The 16,325-nt window shown below is 61.9% G+C and carries 6 protein-coding genes; all 6 read left to right on the top strand.

Going from position 1 to position 16,325, the window contains the following annotated elements:
* Positions 1-84 precede the first annotated feature (84 nt).
* Positions 85-3,474, top strand: coding sequence for a maltose alpha-D-glucosyltransferase (gene treS / locus ACSOSP_RS34855; RefSeq protein ID WP_455315194.1), 3,390 nt, complete (start codon positions 85-87; stop codon positions 3,472-3,474).
* The gene (gene glgB, locus ACSOSP_RS34860) at positions 3,467-5,683 is read left to right on the top strand and encodes a 1,4-alpha-glucan branching protein GlgB (RefSeq protein WP_455315195.1); all 2,217 of its coding nucleotides are present in this window, start codon (positions 3,467-3,469) and stop codon (positions 5,681-5,683) included. The genes treS and glgB overlap by 8 nt, the downstream gene beginning before the upstream one ends.
* 1,214 nt (positions 5,684-6,897) lie before the next feature.
* Entirely contained in the window at positions 6,898-9,159 is a 2,262-nt protein-coding gene (glgX, locus tag ACSOSP_RS34865) for a glycogen debranching protein GlgX (RefSeq protein ID WP_455315196.1), read from the top strand.
* 120 nt (positions 9,160-9,279) lie between these two features.
* Positions 9,280-11,157 carry a malto-oligosyltrehalose trehalohydrolase gene (treZ, locus tag ACSOSP_RS34870; protein WP_455315197.1) on the top strand — a complete coding sequence of 626 codons (1,878 nt, stop codon included), beginning with the start codon at positions 9,280-9,282 and terminating at the stop codon, positions 11,155-11,157.
* Positions 11,154-13,355, top strand: coding sequence for a 4-alpha-glucanotransferase (gene malQ, locus ACSOSP_RS34875; protein WP_455315198.1), 2,202 nt, complete (start codon positions 11,154-11,156; stop codon positions 13,353-13,355). The genes treZ and malQ overlap by 4 nt, the downstream gene beginning before the upstream one ends.
* Before the next feature lie 23 nt (positions 13,356-13,378).
* A complete protein-coding gene (treY, locus tag ACSOSP_RS34880) occupies positions 13,379-16,309 on the top strand; it encodes a malto-oligosyltrehalose synthase (RefSeq protein WP_455315199.1) in 2,931 nt (976 codons plus the stop codon).
* The last annotated feature ends 16 nt before the right edge of the window (positions 16,310-16,325 follow it).

The following is a 16,325-nucleotide window of genomic DNA, read 5'->3' on the forward strand; positions in this document are numbered from 1 at the left end:
TCATCACGACGGCACACGCCGACGTGGCACAGAACAACTCATAGAAGCCGGGACAAGACACCGTCGCGGCTCAAGGAGCGACACGTGAAGCGTAACAAGAACTCGACTCTCAGCAACGATCCGCTCTGGTACAAAGACGCGATCATTTATCAGATCCACATCAAGTCCTTCTTCGATGCGAACAACGACGGCATCGGCGATTTCCCCGGCCTGCTTGCGAAGCTCGACTACATTTCCGAGCTCGGCGTGGACACGATCTGGCTGCTGCCGTTCTACCCGTCGCCACGGCGCGACGACGGTTACGACATCGCCGACTACCGCAACGTGCATCCCGATTACGGCACGATCGCCGACGTGAAGCGCTTCATCCAGGAGGCGCACGCACGCGGCATTCGCGTGATTACCGAGCTGGTCATCAACCACACGTCCGACCAGCACCCGTGGTTCCAGCGCGCGCGCCTGGCGAAGCCTGGCTCGAATCATCGCAACTACTACGTCTGGTCAGACACCGACAAGAAGTACGAAGACACACGGATTATTTTCATCGACTCGGAGCCGTCCAACTGGACCCATGATCCGGTCGCCGGCCAGTATTACTGGCACCGCTTCTTCAATCACCAGCCCGACCTGAACTTCGATAACCCCGCCGTGCTGAAGGAAGTGCTGCAGGTGATGCGCTTCTGGCTCGACATGGGCATCGACGGGTTACGGCTGGACGCGGTGCCGTACCTGGTCGAACGCGAAGGCACGAACAACGAGAACCTGCCGGAAACGCACGCGATTCTGAAGAAGATCCGCGCGACTATCGATGCGGAATATCCGAACCGCATGTTGCTGGCCGAAGCGAACCAATGGCCGGAAGACGTGAAGGAGTATTTCGGCGAGGAAGACGAATGCCACATGGCCTTCCACTTCCCGCTGATGCCGCGCATTTATATGTCGATTGCGAGCGAGGACCGCTTCCCGATCACCGACATCATGCGGCAGACGCCGGATCTCGCGCCGACCAACCAGTGGGCGATTTTCCTGCGCAATCACGATGAACTCACGCTGGAAATGGTCACGGATTCCGAGCGCGATTATCTGTGGAACACGTACGCCAGCGATCGCCGCGCGCGGTTGAATCTTGGGATTCGCCGGCGTCTTGCACCGCTGATGGAACGCGACCGTCGCCGCATCGAACTGATCAATTCGCTGCTGCTGTCCATGCCCGGCACGCCCGTGATCTATTACGGCGATGAGCTCGGCATGGGCGACAACATCCACCTGGGCGACCGGGACGGCGTGCGTACGCCGATGCAGTGGTCATCGGATAGAAACGGTGGATTCTCGCGCGCTGACCCGGAGCAGCTCGTGCTGCCACCCGTCATGGGCTCGCTATACGGGTATGACGCCGTGAATGTGGAATCGCAGAGCCGCGATCCGCATTCGCTGCTCAACTGGACCCGCAAGATGCTCACGGTGCGTCGCGGGAAGCAGGCGTTCGGACGCGGCACGATACGTTTCCTGCGCCCGAACAACCGTAAGATCCTCGCGTATCTGCGTGAGGTTGAAGGCGAACCGGCGATCCTGTGTGTGGCCAATCTGTCGCGGGCGCCGCAGGCGGTAGAACTCGACTTGTCCGAGTACGCCGGCTCGGTGCCGCTGGAAATGACCGCCGATTCCGCGTTTCCGCCTATCGGACAGCTCACGTACTTGCTGACTTTCCCGCCGTACGGCTTCCTGTGGTTCCAGTTGTGTCCGGGCAATCAGCGTCCGGCATGGAGCCAGGCGCCGTCCGAGCAATTGCCCGAATTCGTGACCATGGTGATCCGCGCCGGCCAGACCGGCCCGACGCCGGAAAACGTGCGTCTGCTTGAATCGGAAGTGCTGCCGTCTTATTTGAGCAAGCGGCGCTGGTTTGCATCGAAGGACAAGAAGCTGGTTGGCGTGCGCCTCGCTGCGTTGACGACCATTCCGGAAGCGGGGTTTGCGTTCACGGAGATCGAAGCGGATCTCGGGGACCACGTCGAACGCTATGTGCTGCCGCTCACGATTGCATGGGGCAGCGAGACCACATCGCCGCTCTACATGCAGCTCGCGCTCGCGCGTGTGCGCCAGGTTCGCAATATCGGCCATATCACCGACGCGTTCGCCGTTCCGAACTTTACCTACGGCGTGCTGAAGAAGCTCTTGCAGCGGGCGGTCGTTCCGACAGTGCAGAAGAGCGAGATCCGCTTTATTCCGACCGAACGGCTCGACGCGCTGGCGGCCAAGTTCAGGCCGGGCGAACCGCCTCCGGAAATTCGCTGGCTGGCGGCGGAACAGAGTAACAGTTCGCTCGTGATCGGCGATCAGGTCGTGTTGAAACTGGTGCGCCGGCTGGTCGGCGGGATTCATCCGGAAGCCGAGATGAGCCGGCACCTGACGAAGCTCGGTTACCAGAATACGGGGCCGTTGTTTGGCGAAGTCGTGCGGGTGGACCCTGAAGGCGTGCCGCATACGTTGTGCATCTTGCAAGGGTTCATCGACAACCAGGGCGATGCGTGGAACTACGCGCTCGATTACCTGCGCCGCACCGTGGATGAACTTGCGCTGACGGTGGATTCCGACGACCACGCGATGGACCGCGAGAAGGAGATGATCGGGATCGAGGGGTATCGGAAGGTCACGGGGATTATCGGACGGCGGCTGGGCGAACTGCACGTCGTGCTCGCCCAGGCTTCGGACGACGCCGCGTTTGCGCCGGAGAAAGCATCGAAGAAAGACGTGCGGGGCTGGAACGACGGCACGCACACCTTGCTCGTGACGGCGCTCGATATCCTGGCCGCGAAGCTCCTGGAGTTCAGCGAGCATGATCGCGAGATGGCGCAGAGCCTGCTCGATCGCCGTGACCTGCTGCTCGCGGCCGTGCAGAAACTCGTGCCAGAAAGCGCTGATGCGTTGCGCATCCGCATTCATGGCGACTTCCATCTGGGTCAGGTATTGATGGCTCAGGGCGACGCGTTCCTGATCGACTTCGAGGGCGAACCCGCGCGTGCGCTGGAGGAACGCCGCCAGAAATCGAGTCCGTTGCGGGATGTGGCCGGCTTATTGCGTTCCCTGTCTTATGCCAGCGCCGCTGCGCAACCGACGACCGGCAACGCACCGCAGGCGACCGCCGATCGCAAGCGCGCGCTGTTCGAGCGTTTGCGTGGTCATGGCGAGGAAGGCTTCCTGCTCGAATATCACGCGGCGGTGGCGGCTTCGCCGCAGCCGATTGCCGGCGACGAAGCCACCTTCGCCGCCCTTCTCGATCTGTTCCTGATCGAGAAGGCGGCCTACGAAATCCGCTATGAAGCGGCTAACCGTCCGACCTGGATCGGCTTGCCGTTGCGTGGCCTCGCGTCGCTTGCGAGCCGCCTGCTTGGCGATACGGGCGCACCGCCCGCTCCGGGCTCGCGGCCTGTGGATGCCGCACTAAAGGACACCTCTGATGGAAACGAAAATGAATAAGCGCACAGACGACAGGCTGCTGACCGAAGGTCTGCATCCGCTCGATATCGACGCGCTCGTCGAAGCTCGCCATCCCGATCCGTTTTCGAAGCTCGGGTTGCATCAGACCGAAGCCGGCCCGGTGGTCCGCGTGCTGTTGCCGGGCGCCAGTGGCGTGGAGGTGCTCGAGCGCGACAGCAGCAAGCCACTTGGCACGCTGACGCTGGTTCATCCGGCGGGGTTGTATATCGGGTTTATCGACGAGATGCAGGCGTACCGGCTGAAGATCGATTGGCACGGCACGCCGCAGGAAGTCGCCGATACCTACTCGTTCGGCCCCGTCTTAAGCGATGAAGCGTTGAACCGCGTGTCCGGCGGCGATCCGTATGCGGTGATGGAGTGCCTGGGCTCGCGACCGGTCGTGCACGGCGGCGTGGCGGGTGTGCGTTTCGCGGTATGGGCGCCGAATGCGCGGCGTGTCTCGGTGGTGGGCGACTTCAACTCGTGGGACGGCCGCCGTCATCCCATGCGCCTGCGCCATAACGCGGGCGTCTGGGAACTGTTCGTGCCGGGCCTGGGCGCGGGCACGCGCTACAAGTACGAGATCATCTCGCGCGATGGCCACGCGCTGCCGTTGAAGGCCGATCCTTGCGCGATGCAGAGCGAGTTGCCACCCGCGACGGCGTCGGTGGTGGCGGATGCTGAGGCTATCGATGGATATGCGTGGACCGACAGCGAGTGGATGAACACACGCGGACCGCGGCAGACCGTGAACGCGCCGATTTCCGTGTACGAGGTGCATGCGGAATCGTGGCTGCGGGTGCCTGAGGAAGGTAACCGCGGCATGAACTGGCATGAGCTTGCCGAGCGCTTGATTCCGTATGCGAAGAGCATGGGCTTTACGCACCTCGAGTTCATGCCGATTGCGGAGCATCCGTTTGGCGGCTCGTGGGGCTATCAGCCGTTGGGGCAGTTTGCGCCATCGGCGCGGTTTGGGACGCCGGAACAATTTGCCGAGTTCGTGAACCGTGCGCATGAAGCGGAACTGGGGATCATTCTGGACTGGGTGCCGGCGCATTTTCCTAACGATGCGCATGGTCTTTTTGAGTTCGATGGCACGCCGCTTTATGAGCATGCGGACCCGCGCGAGGGATACCACCAGGACTGGAACACGATGATCTACAACCTCGGGCGTAACGAGGTTAGTGCATTCCTGGTGGCGTCGGGGCTGGCCTGGTTGAAGCGTTATCACGTTGATGGATTGCGTGTGGACGCGGTGGCTTCCATGTTGTATCGGGACTATTCGCGCAAGGCCGGCGAGTGGGTGCCGAACATGTATGGCGGGCGTGAGAATCTGGAATCGATAGCATTCCTCAAGCGCCTTAACCACGAAGTCCGCCAGATTCCGGGGGCGATTACGATTGCTGAGGAATCGACTGCCTGGCCGGGTGTGACAGCATCGCTTGAGCACGGGGGGCTTGGTTTCGATTTCAAGTGGAACATGGGCTGGATGCATGACACGTTGCACTACATGGAAGAGGATCCGATCAATCGAAAGTATCACCACAACATGTTTACGTTCGGGATGGTGTATGCGTATTCCGAGCGTTTTTTGTTGCCGCTTTCACATGATGAGGTGGTTCATGGGAAGGGGTCGTTGATTGGGAAGATGCCGGGGGATCATTGGCAGAAGTTCGCGAATCTGCGTGCGTATTTGGGATTCATGTGGACGCATCCGGGCAAGAAGTTATTGTTCATGGGTGGTGAGTTTGGTCAGTTTGGCGAGTTTAATCACGATACGTCGCCGCATTGGCATTTGCTTGACGATGCGTTTCATGGTGGTTTGCAGAAGCTGGTTCGCGATTTGAACCGGGTGTATGCAGAGGAACCGGCTCTGTACAAGTTGGATAGCGATCCTCATGGGTTTGACTGGTTGATCGGCGATGATGCGGCCAATAGTGTGTTTGCGTTCCGTCGTACGGATGGTGAGGGTCGTGAGTGCGTGGTGATATCGAATATGACGCCGGTACCGCGGCTGGGATATCGGGTGGGATTGCCCAAGGGTGGGAAGTGGAGTGAGATTGTGAATTCGGATGCGTCGGTGTATGGCGGATCGAATATGGGGAATGGCGGCGTGATTCACGCCGAGAATGTTTCGAGTCATGGGCGGGAGTGGTCGGCGGAGCTGACTTTACCGCCGTTGGCGACCATCGTACTTAGGGCCGATTGATCGGCGGTCGTTGGCACTCTTTGGGGGTGTTTTAGGGTTGGCGGTTGGGGGTGGGGTTCGGGGTGGCGGGTTCGGGGTGGCGGGTTCGGGGTGGCGGGTTCTGGGGTTTGTGGTCGGGGTTAGTGCTGGGTTACCAGGTTCTAGCGTTAGCGGTCGGAGTCATTGCCGGGTTGCTGCTTTCGGGGTTAGTGGTCCGCTTGAGTTGGCTATTTTCTTTAGCACTGTTAGCCACTGTGCGTGGCGGCACGTCATTTCTTTGTCCAAAGCGACAAAGAAACGAAGCAAAGAAAGCGCTTTCAAAACGCGGGCTCGTAAGTTGACCTAGCGTGCACTTTGTGCGTTTTTGGCACCCCAAAAGCACGGTGCTCGCCAGAACCACCGATGTTTGAACCCCTCCTTCTCGCGAATCCTGACACGAACACGCTTCGCCCCGCACGCTCTCGGGCAAGCACGCTTACCAAGGAAACCCGCACGGCCTCACCCGTAGTCGAAACTTCGCTTTTTGATGGGATGACTCAATGATCTGCGTTATTGGTCTGCGTTGAGTCGTGCGTATTGAGTTGTTTGCGCTGGGTCGTTTGCGCTGGGTCGTTTGCGCTGGGTCCTTTGTGCTGAGTCATCCGCAAGACTATCTGCGGGGACCGCAGGGCCGAACGCATATTTGCTCCTTCATTTTTGCAGCTTGTCTGAGTGGCCCGGAGGTCCTCTTGTCGAGTACGGCCTTACGTATTTGGCGGCTTTATTTCGTGGTGGGTTGGCAACGTGGTTCGGCATGCGTACCAATTCGGAGGATGGTTTTTCGCGGATAGCGCGGGGTGCCCCTTGGGCAGGTTCAGTCACTGGTGGCGAAGCGTGTGGGTATCGGTGTTCGGAGAAGGAGGGTTTCACACATCCGTCGTTCTTGCGAGCACCGTGCTTTTGGGGTGCCAAAAACGCAGGAACTGCACGCTAGGTCAACTTATGGGCCCTCGTTTTGAAAGCGCTTTCTTTGCTTCGTTTCTTTGTCGCTTTGGACAAAGAAATGACGCGCCGCCACGCGCAGTGGCTAATAGTGATAAAGAAATGAGCCAACGCAAGCAGACCGCTAACCCAGAAAGCAGCAACCCGGCAATGACCCCGACCGCTAACCCTGGAACCTGGCAACCCGGCATTGACCCCGACCGCTAACCCCCAAACCCCACCCCCCCAAACCCCCGAGTGCGAACGGAACCCCCATGGCTAATTCATTTCCCGACAAGTTACTCCCGGGCGCGGCATACCCGCTCGGAGCCAACTGGGACGGTTTAGGCGTCAACTTCGCAGTCTTCTCTGCGAATGCGCAAAAAATCGAAGTCTGCCTCTTCGATACCACCGGCCGCAAGGAGCTAGCCCGCTTCGAGCTCCCCGAATGCACCGATGAAATCTGGCACGGCTATCTCCCCGGCGCACACCCCGGCACGGTCTACGGCTACCGCGCCCACGGCCCCTACCAACCCCAACACGGTCATCGCTTCAACCCGCACAAACTGCTCCTCGACCCCTACGCGAAAAAACTCGTCGGCCCCTGGCGCTGGTCCGACGCGCTCTTCGGCTACCGCGTGCATTCAAACCGCCTCGACCTCTCCATGGACCGGCGCGATTCAGCCCCCGCCACCCCCAAATGCGTCGTCACCGACGACGCCTTCGACTGGTCCCGCGACACGCGCCCGAACGTCCCCTGGGGCGAAACCGTCATCTACGAAACACACGTTCGCGGCACATCCATGCTGCGCCAGGATATCCGCCAGCATGAACGCGGCTCGTTCGCGGCGCTGTCATCGCCGTGGTTCATCGAACACCTGCAAAAACTGGGCATCACCGCCGTCGAATTCCTGCCCGTCCACGCATTCCTCAACGACCGCTTCCTCGTCGAACGCAGCCTCAAGAACTACTGGGGCTACAACACCGCCGCGTTCTTCGCGCCCGAACCGTCATACCTGTCGACCAACCGCCTGAACGAAATGCGCATCGCCGTGCGCCGGCTCCACGCAGCAGGTATCGAAGTGATTCTCGACGTGGTCTACAACCACACCTGCGAAGGCAACGAACTCGGGCCAACGGTGTCATGGCGCGGCCTCGACAACGCCAGCTATTACCGCCTGATTCCCGGCGATGAACGGCGATACATCAACGAAACCGGTTGCGGCAATACGGTGAACCTGTCGCATCCACGCGTGCTGCAAATGGTCATGGATTCACTTCGCTACTGGGCGACGGCGTTCAACATCGATGGCTTCCGCTTCGATCTCGGCGTGACGCTGGGCCGCGAAGGCCACGGCTTCGACCCGGGCTCCGGTTTCTTCGACGCCATCCGCCAAGACCCGATCCTCAACACGCGCAAGATGATTTCCGAACCGTGGGATATCGGCCCGGACGGGTATCAGGTCGGCAACCATCCGCCGGGATTCGCCGAATGGAACGACAAATACCGCGACGGCGTGCGCCGCTTCTGGCGCGGCGACGCCGGCGTGCGGCCCGATCTCGCCGCACGTCTCACCGGCTCCGCCGAACTGTTTCACCGGCGCATGAGGAAGCCCTGGGCATCGGTAAATTTTGTCGCCTCGCATGACGGTTTCACGATTCGCGACGTGACGTCCTACGAGCAGAAACACAACGAAGTGAACAAGGAAGGCAACAACGACGGCCACAACGAAAACTGCAGTTCCAACTGGGGCGTGGAAGGCCCGACCGATGACCCCGAGATCCTCGAAACCCGCGGCCGCGTGGCGCGCGCGCTGATCGCGACGAACCTGCTGTCGCTCGGCACGCCCATGCTGCTTGGCGGCGACGAATTCGGCCGCACCCAACACGGCAATAACAACGCGTATTGCCAGGACAACGAGATTTCGTGGATCGACTGGCGCCAGGCGGAGTCTCCCGAAGGCCGCACATTGACAGACTTCGTCGCCCGCGTGATCGCGCTGCGCAAAAACTACCCGCTGCTGCGGGAAATGCGCTTCCTTCACGGCGATCGCGAAGTGCTGCCAGGTCTCTACGACGTCAGCTGGTTCGACGAAAGCGGCGCGGCGCTGACCATCGACGCATGGCAGGACCCCGAAGGACGCGCGCTGACGCTGCGTCGCGCGGGGCCCGGCCTGAACGGGGAAGTCGACGTCATGCTGATCATGATGAACGGATCAGCGCAGGCGCTGCACTTCGCCGCGCCCGCCCCGCACTTGGAATGGAATGTGCTCATGGATAGCGCTGTGCCTGATGCATTGCAGTATCCATTGATCGGCGGGGAGCTGGAGATTCAGGCGCACAGCGTGGTTGTCCTGCTCGCCCAGCCGACTGGCGACGCCGACTGGCAAGCCGTCTGGATGGCCGGCGCCCACGAGGGACCGAGGCTCTTGACGGCGTTGCCGCCGGACCCGGGCACCATAGGACCGCGACGGACAGCGGAACCCTGGAAAGTGCCCGCGCCCGAGCACGCGCCGCCCGCAAAGGAGGAAAATTGAACGGCTCGACGACGCCTTAAAGCTGGCATCACGATGTCATGCAGGGATGTCATGCAAAAACACCCACCGGGCAGTCTCCAAGCCAAGTAACTGACCAAGCGCACTGAAGGCACACACATCATGTCCGAAACCCCGATCGATCCGCACAAGCGTCACCATGCCTATTGCCTGCCCTTCGGCGCGCATCTCACCGATGCCGGACATACGCGTTATCGCTTCTGGGCGCCGTCGCTGAAGGCGGTGCAACTGGAGCTCTACCCCAGCGGTGAGCGCGCGGCTCCCACGCTCATCGACATGACTCCGACCGGCGATGGCTGGTTCGAAGCGCTGGCCGATGGCGGCGCGGGCACGCGTTACCGGTATCGGATCAATGCGGATCTGGCGGTGCCCGATCCGGTGTCCCGTTTCCAGCCCGACGACGTCCACGGCCCGAGCGAGGTGATCGATGCGCGATCATATCGATGGGAAAACACCAATTGGCACGGCCGGCCGTGGGAAGAAACCGTGCTTTATGAAGTGCACGTGGGCGCGCTGGGCGGTTACGCCGGCGTGACGCGCCGCCTGAAGGAATTTGCGCACCTTGGCGTGACGGCCATCGAACTGATGCCGCTCAACGACTTCAGCGGCAGCCGCAATTGGGGTTACGACGGCGTGCTGCCCTATGCGCCCGATTCGGCCTACGGCACGCCCGATGAATTGAAGACGCTCATCGATACCGCGCACGGCTTGGGCCTCATGGTCTTCCTCGACGTGGTCTATAACCACTTCGGTCCGGATGGCAACTATCTCAGCGCCTACGCCAAGTCCTTCTTCCGCGAAGGCGTGAATACGCCGTGGGGTCCGGCGATCGATTTCGAACGTCCTCAAGTGCGCGATTTTTTCTTCGACAACGCGCTGTACTGGCTGAAGGAATATCGCTTCGATGGCCTGCGCCTGGACGCCGTCCACGCCATCGACGACGACGAATGGTTGCGCGAACTGTCAGAGCGCGTGCGTTCGTCGATAGAACCGCAACGGCACGTGCATCTGGTGCTGGAGAACGAGCACAACACGTCGAATTTGCTCGAATCGCATTTCAACGCGCAATGGAGCGACGACTCGCACAACACGCTGCATGTCCTGCTGACCGGCGAGGACGAGAGTTACTACGGTGCCTACAGCGACCAGCCGATCCAGAAGCTTGCGCGGGTGCTGGGCGAGGGATTTGTGTACCAGGGCGAGCCCTCGCCCATCCACGACGGACGGCCGCGCGGCGAACCGAGCGCGCATTTGCCGCCCACCGCTTTCGTGATGTTTTTGCAGAACCACGACCAGGTCGGCAACCGTGCAATGGGCGAGCGCTTGCGCTCGCTGTGCAGCGAAGACGCGCTCTACGCCGCGACCGGCCTGATGCTCCTCACACCGCAAATCCCGATGCTGTTCATGGAAGAGCAATACGGTTCCACGCAGCCGTTCCTGTTCTTCACCGATTACCACGACGAACTCGCCGATGCCGTGCGCGAAGGGCGTCGAAAGGAATTTGCGAAGTTCTCCGCCTTCACCGATGAAAAGCGCCGTGCGCAGATTCCCGATCCGAACGCCGTCGAGACTTTCAAAATGTCGTCGCCCGATGAAAGCAGGCAACCCGCCGATCACATGGACTGGCTGCACTTCTATCGCTCTGCGCTGGCGGTGCGCACGAAGCTGCTGATGCCGCATTTGAAAAATGCGAAGGCGCTTGGCGCGAAGGTGATCGGAGAGAAAGCCGTGCTGGCGAACTGGCGGCTCGGCGATGGCAGCACCTATTCCATCGCGCTCAACTTGGGCAATGAACCCGTTCAACTCGCCGGCCATCCGCCAGGCAAGGTCGTCTTCGAAACGCCGGCTCGGGCTCGCGACGCAGCGGATCGCGGCGAGCTGGGTGCAGAGACTTTTATCGCGTGGCTGACGGGCGATTTCGCCATGGCCGCATTCAATCATGACGCTCGCCGCGTCAAAGCTTCGGGGAAAACCTCGTGAGCACGACCATCAATACCCCGGCTACGCCGGATAAAACTCCCACCGCCATCGAGGCGCTCGCAGCCAAGGCCGGTTTCGAGGTCGAGTGGCAGGACGCGCACAAGCAGATCCTGCGCGTGCCGGAAGAAACGCTGAAAGTGCTGCTGGAACGCCTCGGCCTGCCGTGCGGCAATGCCACGCAACTCAAGCAAAGCGCAGCGGCGCTCGACGCCGAATTGTCCGGGCGCAAGTTGCCTCCGTTGATGACCGCGGAGATCGACCGCGCCATTTCGCTGCCGATGGCGGCGGTGAAAACCGGCGCGCGGTATCGGATCGAACTGGAAAGCGGCGCGGTCATCGATGGGCGGTTTACATCGCCGAAAGGGGCCACCGCCTTGCTCTCGCCGATCTCCGAGCCGGGTTATCACACGCTCGTGATCAATGAGCAGCGCACGACGCTCGCAGTGGCGCCAGAGCGCTGCTACACCGTCGACGACGCCTGGCGCGCGCTCCAGCCCGACACGCAGGCAACCCCGCCGATGTGGGGCGTGGCCGCGCAAGTGTACGGTTTGCGGCGCGTCGGCGACGGCGGCGTGGGCGACTTCTCCGCACTCGCGACGCTCGCGTCGGAAAGCGCGCAGCGCGGCAGCCACGCAATCGCAATCAGCCCGATGCACGCCATGTTCAGCGCGGAGCCGAACAAGTTCAGCCCGTACTCGCCTTCATCGCGACTGTTCCTGAACATCGCGCATATTGATCCGGCAGCGGTGCTGGGCGTGGAAGCGGCGCAAGCGGCGATAAAAACTGCCGGTGTCGCCGATGAATTCGCCGAGCTCGAAACACTGCAGCTGATCGACTGGCCGCGCGTGATGACGGCGAAACTGGCCGTGCTGCGCGCATTGTTCGCGCAGTTCAACGAACACGATAAGGACAGCAATACGCTGCACAAGGATTTCGTCCGCTTCGTGAAACGCGGCGGACGAGCGCTGGAGGACCACGCGCGTTTCGAAGCCCTGCAGGCGGCGCAATTGAAGGAAGCCAACGAAGGCCACTGGCGCAACTGGGCCGGCGAACTACGCGATCCGCGCAGCGCGGCCGTTGCAGAATTCGCCGCTGCGCATCAGGACGAGGTCGATTTTTTCCTCTTCGCGCAATGGCTCGCGGCCAAGGGCTTGTCGCATGCGCAGCACGTCGCACGCGACTCGGGCATGGCGATCGGCCTGATAGCCGATCTGGCCGTGGGCTGCGACAGCGCGGGCAGCCACGCCTGGTCGTATCGCGATGAAATGCTGCAAGGCGTGTCGGTGGGTGCACCGCCTGACCTGTTCAACCAGGCCGGGCAATCGTGGGGCCTCACCACGTTTTCACCGCGCGCGATGCGCACACAGGGATTCTCGGCATTCATCGACATGCTGCGCGCCGCGTTCACGCTCGCGGGCGGCATCCGCATCGATCACATCCTCGGCTTGCGGCGTCTGTGGCTCGTGCCCGACGGCGAAAGCGCAAAGAACGGCGCGTACCTGCGATATCCGCTCGACGACCTGCTGCGGCTGATTGCGCTCGAGTCGTGGCGGCATAAAGCCATCGTGATCGGCGAGGATCTCGGCACGGTTCCGCCGGGCTTCCGTGAGCGCTTGCAGGAACACGGCCTGCTCGGCATCAGGGTGCTCTGGTTCGAACGCGCGGAAAAAGGCCCGGGCTTCAAGGCCCCTGCCGACTGGGATCACGGCGTGGCCGCGACCACCACCACGCACGACCTGCCGACGGTCACCGGCTGGTGGATCGGCGAGGACATCGTGTGGCGCTCGAAGATCGGCCAGACTGCCGCGCGCGCCGATGGACAGGATCCAGTCGAAATGGCTCAGGTGGAGCGTGGCGAGGATCGTAAATTGCTGTGGTCTGCCTTCCAGGAAGCCGGTGTGGCCGCGCCCGATGTTTCTGTAGCCGCCGATATCTCGCCCCAGACCGCACCGGTCGACGAAGCGCTTGCGTTCGTGGCGTCCACGCCCGCGCCGCTCGCGATCTATCCGCTGGAAGATTTGCTCGCGCTCGCCGAGATGCCGAACCTGCCGGGTTCAATCGACGAGCATCCGAACTGGCGCCGGCGGCTGGCTGTACCGGTATCTGAACTCTTCGACGACGATGCATTCGTCGACCGCCTGCTTGCTGTCGATCAGGCGCGCAAAAAAATCCGCCCGGACGAAGGCGGCCACGCATAACGTTTCACCCACCGACTGAGACCATGACCGTTCCACGCTCCACGCTCCGGCTGCAGCTACACAAGGACTTCACCTTCGACGACGCCGCGCGCCAGGTCGACTACATGGCCGCGCTCGGGATCAGCCACGCGTATTTATCGCCGATCACGACCGCGACCAGCGGCTCGACGCACGGCTACGACACTGTGGACTACACGCGGGTCAATCCGGAACTCGGCGGTGAGGAAGGCCTGAAGCGCTTCGTCGAAAAGCTGCGTGCGCATCAGATGGGCGTGATCGTGGATGTGGTGCCGAATCACATGGGCGTGGGCGGCTCGGAAAACCTCTGGTGGATGGATATCCTCGAATGGGGACGGCACGCGGCGCATGCGCGCTATTTCGACATCGACTGGCATTCGCCCGATCCCGCGTTGCGCGGCAAAGTTCTGGCGCCATTCCTGGGTGCCGCGTATGGCGAGGAATTGCAAGGAGGCAAGATCAAGCTCGTGTTCGACGCCGACGCAGGCCGCTTCAAGATCGAGTACTACGCCCACACGTTTCCTGTGAGTCCGCTCGACTACCCGTCGGTGTTGCAGGACCACGCGCCCGAGATGGCGCAGCGCTTCACGGGTTTGTCCACGCAACCTGGCGACCAGCCACGCGCCGACGAAGCGCGGGCGGCTTTGAAAGAGTACGCAGCGACGGCCGAGGGTAAGCGCGCGATCGACGCCGCCGTGCAAGCGCATTCCGGCGATAACCCCGTTGGCCGCGACCGTTTGCATCGGCTGCTGGAACGGCAGCATTACCGGCTTGCCTGGTGGCGCACCGCCGCCGACGAAGTGAACTGGCGGCGTTTCTTCGACGTCAGCACGCTCGGCGGCATGCGCGTCGAGCGCCCCGAAGTATTCGAGGCATCGCATGCGCTGATTTTCCGTTTGTTCACCGAAGGGTTGATCGATGGTGTGCGGATCGATCACGTCGATGGCCTCGCCGAACCGCGTGAATATTGCCAGCGCTTGCGTGCGCGGCTTGAAGAACTTGCGGAGCATCGGCCGGAAGAATTGAAGCAGGACCGCACGTATTTCGTCGTCGAAAAAATCCTGGCGCGGGGTGAACCCGTGCGTGACGACTGGCGGATCGACGGCACCACCGGCTACGACTTCATGAACGACGTCGGCGCATTACTGCACGACCCGCGCGGCGCTGAACCACTGGCAAAAAGCTGGGCGGAATTGACTGGACGTCCGGCGGACTTTGCCGTTGAAGCCGAAGCCGCGCGGCGCAAGATTTTGGCAGAGAACTTGTCGGCCGAACTGGACCGCGTCGCGCGCGCGTTGCATCGGATCGCGCGAGATACACCCGTCACGCGCGACTTCACGTTTTCATCGCTGCGCCGGGTCGTGGCTGAACTCGTGGTGCACTTTCCGGTGTACCGGATCTATCCCGTCGGCGGTCAGCGCAGCGAAGAAGACGACCGCTTTTTCTCGCAGGCTTATCAAGGCGCAAAGGCGGCTTTGGCGTCCGCCGACCTGGTCATCCTCGATCAAATCGCACAGTGGCTCGGCGGTCCGGGTGGCGACGATGCGGTCGAAGAAAAACCGCGTGAACGCGAGCGTATCCTCGATCGTGGCCGGGATCGGGACCGCGATCGTCAATCCGCTGGCGTACCCAATCAGAATCTGCAGGCGAACAGCGCGGGGTCGAATTCGAGCGGTTCACATCGGCGCAACGCACAAACTCTGTTCTCCCAACTAACTTCGCCGGTGGCTGCCAAGGCGATCGAAGATACGGCGTGCTATCGATACGGCCGCCTTATCTCGCGCAACGAAGTGGGCGCCGATCCGGGCGAGTTTTCACTGTCGGTCGATGCGTTCCACGAGGGAAATCTTGAACGCGCCAAACGCTTTCCGAACGCGATGCTCAACACCGCGACGCACGATCACAAACGCGGCGAAGACGTGCGCGCGCGGATCGCGGGGTTGAGTGAGATTCCCGATGAATGGGCCGCGACGTTGCGAAGCTGGTCGACGTTGAACACGCCGCATCGGCGAGCCCTCAATGGTGATGAACACAACTGGGCGCCGGGCGCTGCCGCCGAAGCCATGCTGTATCAGACGCTGGTCGGCTGCTGGCCACCGACGCTCTCCCCCGACGACCACGACGGCGTGAAAGAGCTCGCTGAGCGCGTAAGCGCCTGGCAATTGAAAGCGCTGCGTGAAGCCAAGTTGCGCACTAGCTGGTTCGCGCCCGACGAGGCCTACGAGAACGCATGCCGCGATTTTCTCTTCGATATCCTCGCGCCGCAGCGCCGCGACGGTTTTCTCGGCGAGTTGCCGGCATTCGTCGAGCGTGTCGCGCGCACGGGTGCGATCAACAGTTTCCAGCAAACATTGTTGCGGCTGACATCACCGGGCGTACCGGATCTTTATCAGGGCACCGAACTATGGGATTTCAGTCTCGTCGATCCTGATAATCGACGCCCGGTCGACTTCGAGCAACGGCGGGCATGGTTGAGTGAAGGCGAGGCTGAGGGGGCGCCATCGGAGCAATTGAAGAACTGGCGCGACGGGAGGGTGAAGCTCGGCATCGTGCGGCGCGCACTGGCTTTGCGCGCGCACTCGCATGCGCTATTCGAGAAGGGTGCTTATGTTCCGCTGACGGTGGAAGGCGCGCATGCGGACAGCGTGATTGCGTTCGCGCGGCATGCGGGCAGCGCGTACGCGGTGGTGATCGCGACGCGGCTGGCTGATTCGCTGCTGGTTGCCAGTGAGAGCGATGCCGGCCTGCCACTGGTCGATGCCGCTCATTGGGGTGATACAGCAGTGGTTCTGCCGGAAGCGCTGGCAACACGTGCGTTGTTCGACTGGCTGAGCCCAAACGCGCCGAAATCGGATGGACAGCGCTTGTTCATGCGAGACGCACTGGCGTCGATGCCGGTGGCGTTGCTGATGGAGGAAGGGGTTCCGAGGGTTTAAGCCGGTCGGAGACCCC

Source organism: Caballeronia sp. KNU42, from assembly GCF_053760385.1.

Excerpts from the sequence above, each read along its gene's own strand:
- treY (WP_455315199.1), top strand. The coding sequence starts at position 13,379 with ATGACCGTTCCACGCTCCACGCTCCGGCTGCAGCTACACAAGGACTTC.
- glgB (WP_455315195.1), top strand. The coding sequence starts at position 3,467 with ATGAATAAGCGCACAGACGACAGGCTGCTGACCGAAGGTCTGCATCCG.
- glgX (WP_455315196.1), top strand. The coding sequence starts at position 6,898 with ATGGCTAATTCATTTCCCGACAAGTTACTCCCGGGCGCGGCATACCCG.
- treZ (WP_455315197.1), top strand. The coding sequence starts at position 9,280 with ATGTCCGAAACCCCGATCGATCCGCACAAGCGTCACCATGCCTATTGC.